This window comes from Paraburkholderia madseniana (assembly GCF_009690905.1).
Classification (GTDB): domain Bacteria; phylum Pseudomonadota; class Gammaproteobacteria; order Burkholderiales; family Burkholderiaceae; genus Paraburkholderia; species Paraburkholderia madseniana.
On sequence record NZ_VOSW01000022.1, the window covers coordinates 1 to 16,876 of the forward strand.

15 protein-coding genes and 1 pseudogene are annotated in these 16,876 nt (G+C 62.2%); 10 read left to right on the forward strand and 6 right to left on the reverse strand.

Translation table 11 applies throughout. The annotated features are described in order from the left end of the window. Window positions 1-410: pseudogene (locus FSO04_RS13500) on the reverse strand (hypothetical protein); the annotation flags it as partial. A 548-nt stretch (window positions 411-958) separates the two neighbouring features. Then, window positions 959-1,804: a helix-turn-helix transcriptional regulator gene (locus tag FSO04_RS13505; protein WP_408383682.1), complete on the reverse strand. Its 846-nt coding sequence runs from the start codon at window positions 1,802-1,804 to the stop codon at window positions 959-961. Between the two features lie 182 nt (window positions 1,805-1,986). On the opposite strand from FSO04_RS13505, the gene FSO04_RS48275 reads away from it, so the two are divergent. The 7 genes from FSO04_RS48275 to FSO04_RS13540 all read left to right on the forward strand — a co-directional run bounded on the left by FSO04_RS48275 (window position 1,987) and on the right by FSO04_RS13540 (window position 9,835). Beyond that, on the forward strand, window positions 1,987-2,214 hold the full coding sequence (locus FSO04_RS48275; protein WP_325063522.1) for an SDR family NAD(P)-dependent oxidoreductase: 228 nt from the start codon (window positions 1,987-1,989) through the stop codon (window positions 2,212-2,214). A gap of 198 nt (window positions 2,215-2,412) precedes the next feature. Further along, entirely contained in the window at window positions 2,413-3,576 is a 1,164-nt protein-coding gene (locus FSO04_RS13515; RefSeq protein WP_154560162.1) for an HPP family protein, read from the forward strand. 95 nt (window positions 3,577-3,671) lie between these two features. Beyond that, the gene (locus FSO04_RS13520; protein ID WP_154560163.1) at window positions 3,672-4,085 is read left to right on the forward strand and encodes a MarR family winged helix-turn-helix transcriptional regulator; all 414 of its coding nucleotides are present in this window, start codon (window positions 3,672-3,674) and stop codon (window positions 4,083-4,085) included. Window positions 4,086-4,091: 6 nt separating this feature from the next. After that, window positions 4,092-5,882: a chloride channel protein gene (locus FSO04_RS13525; RefSeq protein WP_154560164.1), complete on the forward strand. Its 1,791-nt coding sequence runs from the start codon at window positions 4,092-4,094 to the stop codon at window positions 5,880-5,882. Between the two features lie 338 nt (window positions 5,883-6,220). After that, on the forward strand, window positions 6,221-7,093 hold the full coding sequence (locus FSO04_RS13530; RefSeq protein ID WP_154560165.1) for a M24 family metallopeptidase: 873 nt from the start codon (window positions 6,221-6,223) through the stop codon (window positions 7,091-7,093). A gap of 11 nt (window positions 7,094-7,104) precedes the next feature. After that, entirely contained in the window at window positions 7,105-8,904 is a 1,800-nt protein-coding gene (locus FSO04_RS13535) for an SDR family oxidoreductase (RefSeq protein ID WP_154560166.1), read from the forward strand. A 28-nt stretch (window positions 8,905-8,932) separates the two neighbouring features. Beyond that, complete coding sequence (locus FSO04_RS13540) at window positions 8,933-9,835, forward strand: metal-dependent hydrolase (protein WP_154560167.1); 903 nt, start codon at window positions 8,933-8,935, stop codon at window positions 9,833-9,835. Between the two features lie 17 nt (window positions 9,836-9,852). Here the strand turns inward: FSO04_RS13540 and FSO04_RS13545 are convergent, their stop codons facing one another. Continuing rightward, window positions 9,853-10,746, reverse strand: a complete 894-nt coding sequence (locus FSO04_RS13545; RefSeq protein ID WP_154560168.1) for an AraC family transcriptional regulator — start codon at window positions 10,744-10,746, stop codon at window positions 9,853-9,855. A gap of 158 nt (window positions 10,747-10,904) precedes the next feature. Between FSO04_RS13545 and FSO04_RS13550 the strand changes: the two genes are divergently transcribed. Together FSO04_RS13550 and FSO04_RS13555 are read left to right on the forward strand one after the other, a co-directional pair. Further along, window positions 10,905-11,684: an SDR family NAD(P)-dependent oxidoreductase gene (locus tag FSO04_RS13550; protein ID WP_154560169.1), complete on the forward strand. Its 780-nt coding sequence runs from the start codon at window positions 10,905-10,907 to the stop codon at window positions 11,682-11,684. 113 nt (window positions 11,685-11,797) lie between these two features. Continuing rightward, entirely contained in the window at window positions 11,798-12,658 is an 861-nt protein-coding gene (locus FSO04_RS13555) for a class I SAM-dependent methyltransferase (protein WP_154560170.1), read from the forward strand. An 8-nt stretch (window positions 12,659-12,666) separates the two neighbouring features. Here FSO04_RS13555 and FSO04_RS13560 read toward each other — a convergent pair whose 3' ends face one another. From FSO04_RS13560 to FSO04_RS13570, 3 genes are all read right to left on the reverse strand, one after another. Next, entirely contained in the window at window positions 12,667-14,013 is a 1,347-nt protein-coding gene (locus tag FSO04_RS13560) for a glutamine synthetase family protein (RefSeq protein WP_154560171.1), read from the reverse strand. Between the two features lie 176 nt (window positions 14,014-14,189). After that, window positions 14,190-14,747, reverse strand: coding sequence for a helix-turn-helix domain-containing protein (locus tag FSO04_RS13565; protein WP_154560172.1), 558 nt, complete (start codon window positions 14,745-14,747; stop codon window positions 14,190-14,192). Window positions 14,748-14,762: 15 nt separating this feature from the next. Further along, a complete protein-coding gene (locus FSO04_RS13570) occupies window positions 14,763-16,052 on the reverse strand; it encodes an NAD(P)/FAD-dependent oxidoreductase (RefSeq protein WP_154560173.1) in 1,290 nt (429 codons plus the stop codon). Between the two features lie 284 nt (window positions 16,053-16,336). On the opposite strand from FSO04_RS13570, the gene FSO04_RS13575 reads away from it, so the two are divergent. Next, a complete protein-coding gene (locus FSO04_RS13575; protein ID WP_154560174.1) occupies window positions 16,337-16,846 on the forward strand; it encodes a DUF1993 domain-containing protein in 510 nt (169 codons plus the stop codon). The last annotated feature ends 30 nt before the right edge of the window (window positions 16,847-16,876 follow it).

Genomic DNA, 16,876 nt, shown 5'->3' on the forward strand with positions numbered 1-16,876 from the left:
CCGGAACCTCCACCGTAGCCACCACCCGAACCGCCGTGGCCACCGTCTCCAGAGCCACCGCCGTTCCCGTCACCCGAATCGCCGGAGCCTCCCGAGCCGCCATAACCGCCGTCTCCAGAGCCACCGCCGTACCCGCCGCCCGAGCCGGAAACCGGACCGCCGCCCCAGGCCGAGCCGCCGGCCCAAACCGAGCCACTACCCGCACCGCTGCCGGCCCATGCGCCAGATGTGTTACCGCCTCCTGCCCACGCGAATCCCGATCCTGGTTGCCCGGTTGTCGTCCATCCGCTGCCTTGCGCAAACGAGGGAGGCGGTGTGGTCGTGACGTCTCCGGCCTGACACGAAGTGGCTAGCGACCACCATAGGAGTGCGCTCGCCGATGCAACAAGAGTGTGTTTGAAGGGAGCCATGATTAGTCCTTTCGCGATGAAATCGCGTCCTGATTGGAAGGTGTAATCAGTGCCCCCGGAAAACCGCTGATCGGTCTTGCAGAAACGGTTGCTTTTCTAGCCCGAGACCGCGTTTGTGCGCGTCGCCTTCGTTTAATTCTGGAGCCGGTGCGGTAGCGCCATGCTCGGATTTGGCTTCCTCGGGCAATTGGTCGCCGCAAGTTCTGAGCCAATGCTGCGGTTACGGAGCGCGGCACGTTCCGCGCACGGGCGGTGCTGAAATTGAGTGGCGTGCGGCGACGAAGGTCTTGCTGGACGGGGCAGATCGGGTGAGATGGAGAGTGCAGTGACGGCATCGTGTGGCGCGTGTTACGTCCCAGGTGTTACGTGTTCCCATCACATCGAACGTAACCTCGCCGTTACACGTCGTGCTGCGCAAATAGTTCAGACAAAAGGCGGCGTTGTCATCATATGGAGTCCGATATATTGAGGCGCGCGTTGGAAACGCGCGTTTAGATCCGTGCCGGCGCAAAGACTTCCATGCCGCGTGCTTCGAGGGTGCCTCGGGCTCACTTCGCTGCGACTGCCTGCTTGTCTTCGATCAGGGATCTGATCCGCTCCTGATCGACCGGTGTCGCCGGGTTATAGACGATCATCTGAAGATCCGGCCGCCCGTCGACTGCGAAGGATGAGTACTCCAGCGAGATCGGCCCCAGCACGGGGTGGCGCAGGCGCTTGACCCCCTCGCCGTGGGTCCGCACTTCATTGTCCCGCCACATGGCGGCGAACTCGGGACTCGAGCGGCACAGTTCGTCGACGAGCGGCGCCACCTCGGCGTCGGCGCCTGCGCGCGCGGCATCGATCCGGAAGGCGCCCACCACGAAGCGGGCCACGCTTGTCCAATCGAACTGAGCGGCACGGACGCGGGGATCGCAGAAGATCATGCGCAGGACGTTGCGTTGTTCGGGGGGCAGGGAGCCGTAGTCGGTGAGCACGGTCGCGGCGGCGCGGTTCCAGGCAACCACATCCCACGTCGCAGTCCTGACGATTGCCGGACTGTAGGGCAGTGCATCGAGCAGGCGCTGCAGTCGTGGCGTTATCGCGTCACCGCCGCGATAACGGACTTCGGGCGGATGGCCGAGGCCGAGCAGGAACACGTGTTCGCGCTCGACTTCGGTCAGCATGAGTGCCTTCGCGATGCGGTCCAGCACATCCGCTGACGGATTGCCGCCGCGCCCCTGTTCCAGCCACGTGTACCAGGCCGCGCTGATATTGGCGCGCTGCGCCACCTCTTCGCGGCGTAGTCCGGCCGTGCGCCGCCGGCCACCGGAAATGCCGAAGGACGCGGGATCGAGCTTGGTCCGCCGGTTCTTCAGATAGTTGCCGAGCCGGTTGTTGCTTTCGTCGTCGTTCACTTGGGCCATGCTTAACCTGTTAAGACGTATACCCGGATAGTGTCACCAATTTAACAGGATGATTTTGCCTCGTACGTTGCTCGCAAGCAATCGGATTTGGGAGCGTTTCACATCGGCATCGCGCGCGAGAAGGGCGTGTCGGCGTACGTGGGCGAGGGCTTCAACTGCCTCGGAGAATCAGGATGACCTCGGCTGATGCCATGACGCTCACCCTGTTTACGCGAGAGAACGACATGAGACTGAAAGACCGCGTTGCCCTGATTACAGGTGCCCAACGAGGCATCGGATATGCAATAGCGGAAAGGTTCGTGGCCGAGGGAGCGAAGGTGGTGCTTGCCGACGTAACGGACGCGACTGCCGAGGTAGACGCGCTCTGCGCCTCGGGTAGCGAAGCCTGCTCCGCGCGGTAAATCCGGATGCCGCGCATCGGAGCGAGGCGCGGCATCCGCGTGGCCAGGCCGGTTCTATCGGGGCATGGCGGCCCGGAACGGACTTTTATATCACAACAAGATATAATGCCGGCGAGACGCACTTTCATTTCGTGAGGATTTTCACCTTAGCGTGCAGTTCCGTCCCACGTGATACTCGCCAACTTTCCCATCTAAACCTTGTCCCGCTACGCTCTCATCCGCTGGCTTTCCAGCTTCGCTCCCCATCCCATCGCCGTCCGGTGGCCGGAACGCCTGAGATCGTGTCTCGGCGCATTGCTGGGGATTGCGTTCACCGGCGGGACAATGCACGTTCTTCTCGGACCGGCAGCAAACATTCCACTCCTGGTTGCGCCAATGGGCGCTTCGGCCGTGCTGCTGTTCGCGGTGCCCGCCAGTCCGCTTGCGCAACCGTGGTCCATCATCGGCGGCAATATCGTCTCCGCGACGGTCGGCGTTGCCTGCGCAAGCTGGATCACCGATCCGGTCGGCGCCGCCGCCTTGGCCGTCTCGCTGGCGATCTGTGCGATGTTTGCGTTGCGGTGTGTTCATCCCCCGTCGGGCGCGGTCGCCTTGACCGCGGTCCTCGGTGGTCCGGCCGTGCATGCGCTGGGCTACCGCTTTGTGGCAGAACCGATTGCGATCCAGACGGTGATGCTGCTGTGCGCGGCTATCGTCTACCACGCTGCAACCGGGCATCGATACCCGCACGTCGCGCAGAGTTCCGGCAAAGGTGCGGCCGCATCGGCTGCGGCTGCGAACGAAGGTTTCACGCGCGCGGACCTCGAGGCGGTGCTGAACCGCCGCGGGGAATTGCTCGACATCGATACGGACGATCTGGAATCCCTCCTGCGCGACGTTCAGTTGCAGGCCTACGCCCGCACGTTCAATGAGCTGACCTGCGAGGACATCATGTCGCGTTCGCTGGTCGCCGTGTCGGCGAACACGAGAGCGTCGGCCGCATGGAGTCTGCTGAAACAGCGCCATATCAAAGCACTTCCGGTCACTGACGAGAGGCAGCACGTAATCGGCATCGTGACCCGTGCCGACCTTGTCGACAAACGGGCGGTCAGCAAAGGGATCGGTTTGTCGTCCCCCATGCAACGCTGGTTCCGGCGCAGCATCACCCCGGCGCCGCTCGTCGGTGCGTTGATGAACGTCGACGTTCACACAGTCGACGCGGCGACACCGATCGTCGAACTGGTTCCGGTGTTCGCGAATTATGGGCACCACCACATCCCGGTTCTGGACTCGAATCAGCGGCTTGCGGGAATGATCACGCAGGCCGACCTCATCGCGGGACTCTATCGCCAGGCTTACGCCAGGCAGCGACACGCGGCATAGCAATAGCACTATCGCAGGCACTTGCGCATGAGTACATGCATAAATATCACGACATGATATAATTCGCGCTTCACCTATTTCTCGACGGCACTCCGATGAAAACACTCACTCGCGGCTTGACCAAGGCGAACTTCGAGCAACTGTCCGAGTTTCGCTACCAGATGCGCCGCTTCGAGCGTTTTTCTGAGCAGGCCGCCCAGGGTGAAGGCATCACACCGTTGCAATATCTGTTGCTCCTGCATATCAAGGGTTATCCGGAGCGTGACTGGGCGACCGTCGGCGAGCTTGCGGAACGGCTTCAGGCGCAGCATCACGGCGTGGTCGCGCTCGTGTCGCGCTGTGAGGCGCTCGAACTGGTTCGCAGAAAGGTCAGTGAGACGGACCGTCGCCAGGTCGAGGTTCATTTGTTGAAAGCGGGCGAGCAGGTGCTGGCCCGTCTCGCCGAGATGCACCGTGCCGAACTGAAGTCGCTCAAAGGCACGTTCAATGTTCCCCAGATCGATGTTTGAGTCAGCATGAGCCTCGATACCCATAAGCGTGACTTTTCCACCAACGCGCGGCTTCCCGGCGTTTCCGCGCTCGCCGCGGGAATTGGTGCGCTCAGCACGCTTGCAGCGTTCGTGCTGCTGAGCCTGATTCATCTGTTCACCAATCTGTTTTTCTTTCAGGAATTTTCGTTTGCGGACCGCCCCCCGGCCCTCAACACGCTGGGTATCTGGGTGGTGATCATCCCGGTGATCGGCGGTCTCATCGTCGGTTTCATGGCCCGTTACGGTTCGGAAAAGATCCGTGGGCATGGCATTCCCGAAGCGATCGAAGCCATCCTGTTCGGCAAGAGCCGCATGTCGCCGAAAGTGGCGATTCTCAAACCGCTGTCGTCCGGCATTGTGATCGGCAGTGGCGGGCCGTTCGGTGCGGAAGGCCCAATCATCATGACAGGCGGCGCGTTGGGGTCGCTGATCGCGCAGTGCGTGAAGGTCACGTCCGCGGAACGCAAGACGCTGCTGGTTGCCGGCGCAGCGGCGGGCATGACGGCGGTCTTCGGCACACCGGTGGCGGCCGTGCTGCTGGCGGTCGAACTGCTGCTGTTCGAATGGCGTCCGCGCAGTTTTCTGCCGGTCGCCCTTGCGTGTGCAGTCGCGGGTTTTGCGCGCGCGGTGTTCTTCGGCACGGGGCCGCTGTTTCCGCTTGAGACTGCGCCTCCCGGCGCGCTGTCGTTGGTTTCGTGCGTCATTGCAGGCCTGCTGTCCGGTGCGCTCGCGTCGGGTCTGTCAGCCGTGTTGTACAAGACCGAAGACCTGTTCGGCAAGCTGCCCATCCATTGGATGTGGTGGCCCGCGCTCGGCGGTCTCGTCGTCGGCATCGGCGGCTTTCTCGAACCTCGCGCGCTGGGCGTCGGCTACGACGTGATCGGCGACCTGTTGCGTCAGCACATTGCAATCCAGCTCGCGCTGGCGATCCTGATCGTGAAGGCGATCATCTGGGTCGTGGCGTTGGGCTCGGGCACCTCAGGCGGCGTCCTGGCGCCGTTGCTCATGCTGGGTGCGGGGCTCGGTGTCGTGCTCGGTCACGTGTTGCCGGGCGGCGAACCTGCCCTGTGGCCGCTCGTCTGCATGGCGGCCACGCTCGGCGCCACGCTGGGCGCGCCGTTGACCGCAATCGTGTTCGCGTTCGGCCTCACGCACGACAGCAACGCATTGCTGCCGCTGCTCGCCGCGACGCTGATCGCGCACGGGTTTGCAACGGTCGTCATGAAGCGCTCCATCATGACCGAGAAGATTGCCCGGCGCGGTTATCACATTTACCGGGAATACGGCGTCGATCCGCTTGAGCGTCACCACGTCGACGAGGTGATGTCGCGTACTGTCGAGACAATCGATGGCGATATGTCCGTGGGCGAAGCGCTAGCAATGTTCTTCGGCACGACGCAGACACATTGTGCTTATCCGGTCGTGCGGCATGGCGTGCTGGTGGGCGTCGTCGATCGCGCGCTACTGGAAAAAATTCGCGATGACGAGCCAGTGGATGCGCTCGAGTCGCGCCTCGCTGACGTATTGCCCCACCGTTCCCCCGCATTTGCATTGCCGAGCGAAACCTGCCGGCTCGTCGCAACGCGGCTCGCGGTACACGGTCTCGAACGCTTGCCTGTAGTCACGGACTCCGAAACGTTGCAACTGGTCGGCATTGTGTCGCGCAGCGATCTGGTCAAGCCGTCTCTTGCCCACTTCGACGAAGAGCATAAGAAAGAACGCTTCCGGCGTTTGCCAATTCACGCCGGCAAGCGGCACTTCCCGCCGGTTCCTTAAGTCAACGGCCGATCAGCAGCCGCTCAACAACCGGAACAGATGCGCCGTTTGCCAAAGAGCAAACAGCGCTCCGGCTTGTCTGCCACCGCATCCCCGCGCCACACGGCTGATGCCGGAGTCGGTGCCTGACTGAGTTCAGGCATCCGCACCTTTGGCTAATCGGACGGCCTCCACGCCTCCCATCCCGCATTCCCCAACCAGCCCCCAGGGAAAACAACCAGTGGACGAGCGCCCAGGGTGGTGTACGATCCAATCGTTACATCATTCAATGTAACAATAATAAATGTCATCGTGACGGGCGGCCGCACCCCCGTCGACAGCATATTCGGGAGGCATGTATGGGTGACAAGTCCATTCCACACGTCGACGTGGAAGAACTGGCGCAGTTCCGCGAAGTCCAGCAGTTGGCCTATCGCTGCGTCGAGAGCGTCGGCGAATTGCTCCAGCCTGGCATGACGGAAAAAGACGCCGCCCGGCTGTTGACCGAATGGCTGCAGGATCACGGCGTGCGCGACTGGCTGCACAAACCCTTCGCCTGGTTTGGCGACCGTACCGCCTTTGAAGGTTTTTCCGGGCTGTCGCACATGGCCGGTTTTAACCTGGCATTCTTCCCGAGTTCGCGTCGGCTGGAAGAAAACATGCCGGTCATTCTCGACGTGGCGCCAGTGTTGAACGGTGTGATCGCCGATGTCGGCTACGCCACCTGCGTCGGCACGAATCCCACGCTCGAACAGCTGAAAGACGACCTGGCCGAACACCGCGAGTTGATCGTCAGCATGGTGAAGCAACGGCAGACGCTTGCCGATGTGGCGCGCGCGGTCGACCTGTTGTGCAGAAAACAGGGCGTCGAGCCGCGCCACAAGGCCTATCCGTTCAAGGTGCTTGCGCACCGTGTCGCGAAGCTGAGCCAGCCGGCAAAGCCGCGTTTCGTTGCGCGTTTCGGCCTGAACGCCACGCGCAACCTCGTCCTTGACCAGGTCAGCGCGGGCAGGAAGGAGGGCTGGTCGCCGTTATGGTCGATCGATCGCCGCTCCGATCATGCGCCGACGCCTGGTCTATGGGCCGTCGAGCCGCATCTCGGCTTTCAGGGTGTGGGCGCCAAATTCGAAGAGTTGCTGGTCATCACCGATGACGACGCCTACTGGCTCGACGACGACCTGCCGCATGTGCGCCGTTGGGCGCAGCGCGGGCGGGCGTTGGCCGCGGCATGACGGAGGCGCACATGCAACTTCTAACCGAACCGATATCGCCTACGCTGTACGAGGCGCCACCCGCCACGCGCCGCACCGAATTCACGGTGAGCTCGGGCGACGTGACGCTTGCCGCCAGGGCATGGGGTGACCCCGCCCGGCCGACCGTGGTGTTAGTACATGGCTACCCCGACAACAGCGAAGTCTGGGACACTGTGGCCGGATTGCTGGCACACGATTTCCATGTGATTGCCTACGATGTTCGCGGTGCAGGGCAGTCCACCGCGCCTAAAGGGACGGCCGCTTACCGTCTGGGAAAACTCACCGACGACTTCATCGCCGTCATCGACGCCGTGAGCCCCGATCGCGCCGTCCATCTGGTCGCGCACGACTGGGGTTCGATCCAGGGCTGGGAGTTCGTCACCGAAGAGCGCTTGCGCGGGCGCATTGCGTCGTACACGTCGTGCTCGGGCCCTTGCCTCGACCACGTCGCTTACTGGATCCGAGCACGCTTGCTGCGTCCCACGCCGCGTTCGATCGGCAAGCTATTGGGTCAACTGGTGCGCTCCTGGTATGTGCTGCTGTTCCATTTGCCGGTGCTGCCAGGCTTGACCTGGCGCGTGTGGCTCGGCCGCGCGTGGCCGCGTGTATTGCGTCGTGTGGAAAAGACGCAGATCGCGGCGCGCCCGACGCAAACGCAGGACGGCGTGCGCGGCGTCTCGCTGTATCGAGCCAACTTCATCCGCTGCCTGTTCACGCCGCGCAAGCGCTACGCCCACGCGCCGGTCCAGGTGATCGTGCCGACGCTGGACAAATACGTCAGCCCGGCCTTGTCCGAAGATCTTTCGCGATGGGTGCCGCAGTATTGGCGCCGTGAGCTGACTGCGCGGCACTGGCTACCGGTCACGCACCCTGAACAGATGGCCCGGATGGTGCGTGAGCTCGTCGATCACACTGAAGGCGGCGCCGAACCGGACACGCTGCAACGCGTCCGTATGGACGCCGCACGCAAACCGCTCAGCGGCAAGCTCGCGGTCGTGACGGGCGCGGGCAGCGGCATCGGGCGATGCATTGCACTGGAATTCGCGAAGCAGGGCGCCGCAGTCGTTGCGGTCGATATCGACACTGCAAGCGCGGAGCGCACGGCTACCTTGGCCAGGTTGTCAGGCTGCCAGGCGTACGCACGCAAGGCCGACGTCGGCAGCGTCGAACAGATGGAAGCGCTGGCGGATTGGGTCGGGAGTGACCTCGGCGGCGCCGACATCGTGGTCAACAATGCCGGCATTGGCATGGCAGGCGGCGTGCTCGACACTTCGGCACAAGACTGGGAACGCATTCTTCACGTCAACCTGTGGGGCGTGATTCACGGCTCTCGCCTGTTCGCCCGACAGATGGTGAAGCGCGGCAACGGCGGTCACATCATCAACACCGCATCAGCCGCGGCGTTCGCCCCTTCGCGCGACCTGCCGGCCTACGCGACCACCAAAGCTGCCGTGTTGATGCTTAGCGAGTGCATGCGCGGAGAACTCGGCGCGCACGGTATCGGCGTCAGCGCAATCTGCCCGGGGTTCGCCGAAACCGGAATCATGGCCTCGACCCAGTATGTCGGCGCCAACGCTCAGGAGCAGGACCGCATGCGCCAGAAAGCCACCAAGCTTTACCAGTTGCGCGGCCTGCAACCCGAGACGGTCGCGAAAGCCGCGCTCCGCGCGGTATTGCGCAACAAGCCAGTGGTCGCCATCGGCATCGAGGCGCATTCAATGCGTTTCATCTCGCGCTACATGCCTGGGCTCAGCCGCATGATCGCTCGCATCAGCATGGTGCCGCGTTGATCTCACCCACCGGATGCCGGAGACCGTCATGACCCAAGAGCACACTCAATACAAAATCAGGGCACGCCATGTGAAATTCGACTGGAGTCAAACACCGATCCAGTGGATTCCCGGTGACCCGTCGAGCACGCACATCATTAATGTGCTGAACCTGCTGTTCCCCGCCGGCGAACTATGGTTCTGCCGCGTGTACAACAAGGCGCTGCCGCTGATCACCGACCCGGCGCTGCGCGACGACGCCGAGGGGTTTCTCAGGCAGGAAGCGGTGCATTCGCGCTCGCACGGCGGTGTGCTCACGCACTACTACAAGGCTCACGGCATCGATACGCAGCCTTTCACAAAGAAACTCGACTGGCTGTTCGGCAAGCTGCTCGGCGAGCAACCGCTCGGACTGAAGATCGGCAAAACGCGCTTCTGGCAGCGCCAGCAACTGGGCGTCATCGCCGCGCTGGAACACTTTTTCGGTTATCTCGGCAATTGGGTGCTCAATGCCAACGGCCTCGATGCCGCTCATGCCGACCCAACCATGCTCGACCTGCTGCGCTGGCACGGTGCGGAGGAAGTGGAGCATCGCACCGTAGCATTCGACATCTTCCGGCATATGGGCGGGACCTACTTCGAACGCTGTTTCCACATGCTGTCGACGGTCATGCTCCTACTGTACTTTCTCACTCACGGCGCGCGCTTCATGCACCGGCGCGATCCCGACGCCGGCGCGTACCGGGGTTTTATCCTCGCCTGGCGCGCCGGGGCGCGGCGCGGTTGCCTGCCGTCGTTCTGGAAGATGATCGCGGCAGCGTTACGCTATTTCAATCCGCGTTATACGCCGCATCACGAAGGCTCGACCGAGCAGGCGCTCGCTTATCTTGCCACCTCGCCCGCTGCGCAGGCCGCGGCGCATGGAGGCAACTGGGTGCGCGATGCGAATTGAGACGGCAGCATGAAACACTAGGTCGTTGCCGTTTTCAAAGCCTCTATGTCACGTCGGGGCGGCGCGCCAAACATGCGCGAGTATTCGCGACTGAATTGCGATGCGCTTTCGTAGCCCACCTGATAGGCCGCCGCTTCGGCATTGGCATTGCCTGCCACCATCAGGTGACGTGCTTCAAGCAGGCGAAGCTGCTTCTGGTATTGCAACGGCGTCATCGATGTCAGCGCCTTGAACTGCCTGTGGAATGCGGACGGACTCATTTGTGCTACGGCGGCCAGCTCCTCGATGCGTACGGTCTCGGTGAATTGGCCTCTTAACGCATGGATGGCAGTCACGACTTTATGCACATGGCTGGTTGCCAGCACGACCCGGGCGACCTCGTTGCCGTGACGCCCCGTTAGCAACCAGTAGCAAATTTCTCGCTTGATCATCGGCGCGAGAATGGGAATAGCGTGAGGCGTGTCGAGGAGACGCACCATGCGCAGCATGCAGTCAGCGAGCGGGCCGTCAATCTCGGTGACAAAGACGCCGTGGCCGAGCTCGTCTTCCGGCGCAGGCGGCGTATCGAGACATGCCATGACATCGCGCATGATGGCAAGGTCGAACTCAATGGCAATAGCAAGGTAGGGCTCTGTTGGACTGGCTTTCACAACCCTGCTGAACGCCGGCATCTCAACGCTGACGATCAGGGCTTGTCCTGCCCGGTAGTCGTACCGCCTGTCACCGAATGTCGTCCACTTGGCACCTTGAACGACGACACACAGGGCCGGCTTCATGATCAGATGAGAGGGATGTTTTTCATGATCCGACCGGATGATGATCAAGCCCTCGATGGCGGTTATGAACGGGCCCTCACTCCCGGCTTGATTGTCGGTGTAGCGTTTGACACCTTCGACCAAGGCATTTGACATATGTACCTCCTCCGCGCCCGCATTTCCTCATGTTACTGCCTCTCGTGTCGAGCTGCAGAGCTAGAGCAGGATTAGGCAAGAAGAAGGACAGTTAGGGCATTCAGCCTCGCTATCGGCCGGAATAAGCTGCGTCTACACCTCTAACGTGGAGCGCAAAAATGACAGCAGGACAATCGGCAGACATCATCTCGAAGATCGCCATCGTGACAGGCGGGAGTCGCGGCTTGGGGCGCAATACGGTCCTTAACCTTGCGAAGCGCGGCGTCAGTTCCCTATTCACTTATCGCGCCAATCAGGCGGAAGCCGACAAGGTTGTCCGCCTCGTGGCAGAGGAGGGGCAAAGGGCAATTGCACTACCACTCGATACCGGAAAAGTGAGTACGTTCGACGCGTTCGTGGAGCAGGTTCGGGCGTCGCTTGCGCAGTTGGGTGCCGAGCGTTTCGATTACCTCGTCAACAACGCCGGCACTTCGAATCACACTCCGTTCGACAAGACAACCGAGGAAGAGCTGGACAGTCTTTACCATGTCCATTTCAAGGGCGTATTTTTCCTGACGCAAAAGCTTCTGCCGTTGATCAAGGACGGTGGCCGCATCGTGAATATCTCCTCGGGACTGACTCGTGTCGCCTTTCCAGGCAGTGGGTCCTATGCGTCCATGAAAGGCGCGGTCGAGGTTCTGACTCGTTATCTCGCGAAGGAGCTCGGTCCGCGTCGAATTGCAGTCAACACCGTCGCGCCAGGCGCAGTCGCCACGGACTTCAGCGGCGGCATGGTGCGCGACAATCCCGAGATCAACAAGCTGGTGGCGGACGCGACGGCGCTCGGCCGTGCGGGCGTGCCCGACGACATCGGCCCGATGATCGCGTCACTGCTGTCCGAGGACAACCGCTGGGTCAATGGCCAGCGCATCGAAGTCTCGGGCGGCATGTCTCTATAAACGACAGAATTACGTGGTCCATCCCGCACCGTCGATGAAAAAAGTCCTCTTGCCTTCGTAGGCGTGAAATGGGTTAACGTCAACAGAATTCGCCCACAGGAGGATCGAAAGTCATGACCGACAAGCAAGATGCAGCGCCAGACAGCACAGCAGCGCGAGTCGCCCTGTGGCGTGCTCTCCATGTCCAGTCCGACCCGCCGCCGCACGTGCTGGAAGACGTAATCGGCCTTAAGCTGCTGGCCCCGGAGGAGGGCTGGCGCAGCCGCGGGGATATGGATCCTCAATTCACGCGACCCTTTCGCGCTTCAATCGTGGCGCGTGCTCGCTTCATTGAAGACCTGGTCGTGGAACAGGCCGGGCGCGGGCTTGATCAGTACGTCATCCTCGGCGCCGGCCTCGACAGCTTCGCCCAGCGGCGGCCGGAGATCGCATCCCATCTCAAGGTGTTCGAGGTCGACCAGGCAGGTCCTCAGGCATGGAAGCGTCAGCGTCTGATCGAACTCGGCTTCGGCGTTCCGGATTGGCTGCGCTTCGTGCCAGTCGATTTCGAGGCGGGGGGAAGCTGGCGAGACGGGCTCGTGACAGCCGGCTTCGATGAGAGCAAGCCGGCAATCGTGGTCTCAACAGGCGTCAGCATGTATCTCACCAAAGATGCGAACGCCGCCACGCTGCGCGAAGTCGCGTCCCTCGCCCCGGGATCGACGCTCGCCATGACGTTCCTGCTGCCGCTGGAGATGGCGGACCCTGAAGTGCGCCCCGGGCTTGAGATGGCGGAGAAGGGCGCACGAGCAAGCGGGACACCGTTCCTCAGCTTCTTCACTCCGCCGGAGATGCTGGCGCTGGCCCGCGAAGCAGGCTTTAGAGAAGCACGGCACGTCTCGGCGGCCGATCTTACCGAGCGCTACTTCGTGGGCAGGACCGATGGTCTGCGGCCGCCAAAGAATGCTGAGGAACTGCTGGTAGCCAATACCTAGCTGCTCGCTCAAAGAAACCAGCGGTATTCCCGCGCATTCACCTCGTTCAAGAAATCCAGATGGTCCTGTCGTTTGTTCTCGCAGTAGACCATCACGAACTCCTCGCCCATGCCTTTGCCTACGACCGGATGGTCCTGCATCGCGGCGACGGCCGTGAGCATGTCTTGCGGAAAGTCGACGCCGCTTTGGCGGTCTTCGTTGAGCGGCGCGATGGGTTCGCGGCCTGCATCCAGCCCGTGTTCCATGCCGGTAAGAATAGCGGCGAGTACCAGATAAGGGTTCGCATCGGCGCCCGCCAGGCGGTGTTCGATACGCAGGTTGCGGTAATCCGATTCGGGAATGCGAATGCAGGCGTCGCGGTCTTCGAAACCCCAACTGGCACGACTGGCTGCATTCGTCTTCCAGCCATAGCGGCGAAACGCGTTGTGATTGGCGGCGAAGACAGGCATGCAATGCGGCAGCAAGGCGAGGCACCCGGCCACCGCATGGCGCAGTGGGCGCTGGCCGTCGGCGGCCAGCAGATTGTTACCCGCTTCGTCGTAGAGACTTACATGCACGTGCATGCCGCTGCCCGGCGCGTGCAGGTATGGCTTGCTCATGAAGCTCGCGCGGTAGCCGTGTTTCAGCGCCACACCGCGCGTGCTGCGGCAGAACAGGGCAGCCCAGTCGGCGGCGCGCAGACTGTCGTCGTTGTGGCCAAAGTTGATCTCGAACTGTCCGGGCCCGAGCTCGGCGGTGATCACGGTAGCGTCCACGCCCTGCTCACGCGTCGCGTCGACCATCTCATTGAGCACACTGGAGAAGCGCGACAATCTCTCGATGTGCATATTGGACTGGTCGTCCGGATCGTCGCAGAACGGGTCGCGGGGGAATTGCGGAAGACCGTCCGCCAGCCTGGCGTCGAATAGGTAAAACTCCAGTTCGAAGGCGACAACCGGGCGGATGCCGCGCCGCTCGAAACGTTTCAGTACGCGCGCCAATACCTCGCGGGGCTCGAACTCAATGGGCGCCTCGGTGCCGTCCGAGCTGATCAGCATCTGTCCCAATGGCTGGCTTTCCCATCGCACGGGCTTGAGGGTGCCGGCGATCAGGCGGCGCTGCGCGTCCGGATCGCCGTCGTTGAAGCAATAGTCGCCGATTGGAAACACGCCACCCTGTGCGCCGAGCAAAATGCAGTTCTGCGGCAGTTTCAGGAGACCGCCGGCAGCGACTTTCTCGAGCATGTCCACGGGATAACGCTTGCCGTAGAAGTGCCCGGGGATATCCAGGCAAATGAGGTCGACGTAACGCACCTCGGGATACGCCGCGCGGAAGGCGCGTACTTCGCTGAGCAGGTCGACGCTGGGGGAAGTCATGTTGTTGTCCTTCTCACGCAAAAGACGCGATGATTGAGGTTCAGTTAAAAGCTACCGTCGAAAAAGGTAGGCAAGTCGATGACATAACGGAACGCGATAGTCACAACGCCGTCCATTAGTCATCCGAATTGAAATTCAGAGCAGCGTTCGCTGCTGCGTCCCGTACTGCCTGAATCCTAGGTGAACACCCAAAGTACCCGCGTGGGTTCGTCGGAGAGATTGGCGTAGCGGAACCGCGCGTGCGCCGGCACCTGGAAGCCGTCGTTGGGGCCGAGCGTCGCCGGTTGCGCTTCGTCGTCCAGCCAGATGGTCAACTCGCCTTCCAGGACGAAGCCACCTTGCTCGTCGCTGTCATTCAACGGTTTGTCGCCGCTGCTGGCGCCCGGCGCCAGGTGGCTTTCCAGCATCGAAAAACCCGCTGACATGTTCGGCGACACCAGCACGTCGGTCACACCTTCGGCGTAATAAAGCGTGCGGCGTTCATCCGGCCGGGTCACCCAAGGCAGCGCACGCGGCTTGCTCAGGCTATAAAAATAGGTGGTGGGTACGCCGAGCACCTCGCCGATGGCGGTCAGATCGCCTACGGTCGGACGCGAGAGGCCGCGCTCGATCTGGGAAAGAAAACCCACCGAGCGGCCGATCTTTTCCGCCAACGCGCCCAACGTCACCTTCTTATGTTTGCGCAGGTCCCGAATCAGTATCGCGAGACCTTCAATTTCTTCCTGCTTGTTCATCTTCTGCCCCTTCGCTCAGACTCTGTCGCGCAGACGATACCAGGTCTTGCCAATGACCTCCAGCGGCGCGGCCAGTAGCGCACCGCCGGGAAAAGGCGGATTGTCGATGGCCTGATACAGGTCGAGCAGTTCGTCGTCACCGAGGATGGCATCGGCGACCGCCCGGCCGGCGGCGAGCGTAGGCAGCACGCCATGCCCCGAATAGCCTTGCAACCAGTAGCGCTCACCTTGTCGACCGATGTCCGGCGTGCGTTTCATGCTGATGTCGATATGCCCGCCCCACGCAAACTCCAGTTCCACTCCGCGCAGTTGCGGGAATGCGCGCTCCAGGTAAGGCCGGGTAGCCGCCGCAATATCCTTTGGAATGCCGCCCGCGTAGGTGCAGCCGCCGCCGAACAGCAGGCGGTTGTCAGGACTTAAGCGGAAGTAGTCGGGAACGAACTGGTTGTCGATCACGCAGCTATTGCGCGGCAGTAGCGAACGGGCCACCTCCGGCCGCAGCGGCGACGTGGCCACCTGGTAGGTGCCAACAGGCAGCATGCGCCTGGACAGTTTGCGGTCGAGGCGGTCGATATAGGCGTTGCAGGCAAGTACCAGCACGTCCGCACGCACCTCGCCTTTCTCAGTGCGCGCGACATAACCGCCGGGCGTCTCGCGGTAGTCCAACACCTGGCTTTGCTCGAAGACGCGTCCACCGGCCCGTTCGATTGCCGCCGCCAGGCCTTGGGCGAGTTTTAGCGGATTCAGATGGCCTGCCTCGGGATCGTAGAGCGCCGCCTGGTAGCGGTCGCTTGCAATCCATTGAGGCATTTCCTCGCGAGGGATGAAGCGCATCTTGTCGTAACCCCACTTTTCCTCGGCTTCCCGTTGAGCCTGCTCGAGGAGCGCGGTGCGACGCGGCAGCACTGCCGCCCACAGACTTCCTGCACGGTAGTCCGCATCGAAACCATGCCGCGCCGGCAGCTCACGTATCTCACCGGCGGCCCAGCGCATGCTGTCCCACAGTTGACGGGCACGTTCCAGACCTAGCGCTGCCTCTAGCGGAGGCATGTCGCAGGACCAGCCGAGCAGGGCCTGGCCGCCGTTGCGCCCGGACGCTGCCCAGGCGACCCGGCTGGCTTCGAGCACCGTGACACGCTTGCCCGCGAGGGCCAGACGCAGCGCCGTGTGCAGGCCGCTGAACCCCGCGCCGACGATGAGCACTTCCGTGTCGAGGCGCTCTTCCAGCGTCGGCCGCAGGGGGATCGGGGCAGGATAGGTGCGTGCGTAGTAGCTCGCGACGTGCTCGGCTGACTGGTCGAACATGTTGGCTCTCGTGAAAAAATCGCGGTAAATTTCATGAAAAAATACCATTCATTTTTCACAAGCGCAAGCGCGCCTCAAAATGCCGACGTTCTTTTCATCGAATCACTGGAGGAGAAACGCGTATCGGGCTGTGCTCGGCCAACGCGAGACAGCTATTGCTGTTCCGCTCCTAAGGCGTGTGGATCCGCACTTCCGGCAGGACGGTGGTAACCTTCCCCCGCTTATTCATCCGGCCGGCGTGGCATCTTCCGCGCCGGCATCCAACATCGACCGAAAGAGTGATCATGACCAGTTCCATCTACAGCGCATCCGTTCCCGTCTTCAAGCAAATGCTGACTGCATTGTCCGACGTGCTGAAGAAAGCCGAAGCGCATGCCACCGAAAGGAACATCGAGCCGAACGCGCTGCTGCAGGCACGCCTGTTTCCGGATATGTTTCCCCTGGTGCGCCAGGTGCAGATCGCCGCGGATTTCAGCAAGGGCGTCAGTTCGCGCCTGGCCGGCGTAGAAGTGCCGTCGTGGCCCGACACTGAGGTGACGTTTGCCGACCTGCAAGCGCTGATCGCCAAAGCGTTGGCTCACCTCGGCACGCTCGACGCCGCCCAGTTCGAGGGTAGCGAGAACAAGGAAATCGTCCTGCGTCCGGGCACGCCGAAAGAGAAGAAGCTGGTCGGCAGCGCCTATTTGCAGAACTACGGTCTGCCCCAGTTTTTCTTCCACGTCACGACGGCCTACGCGATTCTGCGCCACAACGGCGTTGAAATCGGCAAGCGCGACTACATGGGATCGTACTGATCGTTGACGCACGGGCAGGGCGGGCCAGCG